The organism is Arthrobacter sp. 2YAF22_2 (genome assembly GCF_052114645.1).
GTDB lineage: Bacteria > Actinomycetota > Actinomycetes > Actinomycetales > Micrococcaceae > Arthrobacter.
In genome coordinates, this window is record NZ_JBFRFD010000697.1 from 1 (window position 1) to 1,463 (window position 1,463).

Genomic DNA, 1,463 nt, shown 5'->3' on the forward strand with positions numbered 1-1,463 from the left:
AGGTGACCACGGCCAAGGCAACGCGGAGGGTGGCGGTGTCGAGCATCATCCCGCGGTTCCCCCAGCACGCACCCAGTTACCCCAGTATGTATCGGCGTCAGACTCTAAATGTGAACCCCAGTATGGCACCTCGGGACCGAAATGAAGAGGTCCATTTCACGGTGTGGCCTGCCAAAGCCTCAACACGCGCCGCGTGGCGTGTTCGCCGTCGGGAGCCATGTCCACCAGGGCGATCCGGTCCAGGGCCAGTTGCTCGCCTGCGCGGGGGGCTGCTTCGCCCCGGTGGGAAACATGCGGACGGTACCCGGCCATGGTGTAACCGGGGGTGGCAACCCTGCCGGGCAGGTCCTGCACGACTTCCACGAGCGCTTCATGGAGTCCCTGCAGCGCCGTGCTGGGAGCGATCAGGCTGACCGGAATGGAGCCGCCGCGGCCGAAGCCTGCCTCGTTGCCCACCGTGACGGTGCTGCCGAGCGCCGCCCTGACCGCTGCGTCCATGAGCCCCGCCACCCGGGTGGCCAGCACGTCTTCGCCGGCAGCGCTCCCGCCGTCGGCCGACGGCGCGCGATCGACGACGTCGAACTTCACCAGGGTGATGTGCAGCGGCCAGCCGTCGCGGGGGAAGTTCATCCCAGCCGTGACGGGCTCCAGGAAGGCAACCACAATGAGGTTCCGCATGGGCCCAGTCTGCCACCGGGGGCTAGTGCGGGCCCCAGGTCGTTGGGGCTGTAGCCCTTAGACGGTGCGGACCACGTCTTCGTAGGCGAACTTCGGCTTCGGTGCGCCCCAGGCGTTTTCGGCGGCGTGGCCGATGTTGACCACCAGGAAGCTCTTCTGGCTGCCATCCGGGAAGAAAGCGGAGTCGATCTTGCCGAAGTCGGCGCCCGTCATCGGTCCGGCCGAGAGGCCCAGCGAACGGACGGCGAGGATGAAGTAGCCGGCCTGCAGGTGGGCGTTGTTGTTGCCGGTGGCCGCGGCGAGGTCCGGGGCGGCGTCGTACATGGCCTTGGGTGCGTTGAAGCCGGGGAGGAAGGTGTCCCAAAGTTCGTGCCAAGCGGTGTCGGTGCTGAGGATCGCAACAAGCGGGGCGGCAGCCGTCTTTGCCTTGTTTCCGTTGGACATGCTGTCTACCAGCGTGGCGCGGGCCTCGTCCGAGCGAACGTAGGTGATGCGCATAGGCTGCGCGTTGAACGCCGTCGGGCCGCCTTTGGTCAGTTCGTAGATGGCGCGCGCCTGCTCGTCCGTGACTTCGCCGGTGAAGGCATTGGCAGTGCGAGCCTGGGCAAAGATGGCGTCCACCGCTGCGGCGTCGATTACTGCTTCTTCATGGGCGATCGTCATTCGCAACCCTTTTGCTGGGTCGCCCCGCTCCGGGGGCACGTTTGCTGTCGCTAGGTGCAACCACGTTCCGCGTCGGCTGCTTCCCCGGGCATGTTGTGAAGTCGCACACAGCGGGCTGGGGG

General features: G+C 66.8%; 2 protein-coding genes. Both read right to left on the bottom strand.

Features of this window, described 5'->3' with window-relative positions; genetic code table 11:
- Positions 1-156: 156 nt before the first annotated feature.
- Positions 157-678 carry a 2'-5' RNA ligase family protein gene (locus tag AB4Y86_RS18780; protein WP_441403646.1) on the bottom strand — a complete coding sequence of 174 codons (522 nt, stop codon included), beginning with the start codon at positions 676-678 and terminating at the stop codon, positions 157-159.
- Between the two features lie 57 nt (positions 679-735).
- The gene (locus AB4Y86_RS18785) at positions 736-1,341 is read right to left on the bottom strand and encodes a malonic semialdehyde reductase (protein ID WP_441403647.1); all 606 of its coding nucleotides are present in this window, start codon (positions 1,339-1,341) and stop codon (positions 736-738) included.
- Positions 1,342-1,463 lie beyond the last annotated feature (122 nt).

Bases quoted from the DNA above. Each gene is read 5' to 3' on its own strand.
- AB4Y86_RS18785 (WP_441403647.1), bottom strand. From the start codon at position 1,341: ATGACGATCGCCCATGAAGAAGCAGTAATCGACGCCGCAGCGGTGGAC.
- AB4Y86_RS18780 (WP_441403646.1), bottom strand. From the start codon at position 678: ATGCGGAACCTCATTGTGGTTGCCTTCCTGGAGCCCGTCACGGCTGGG.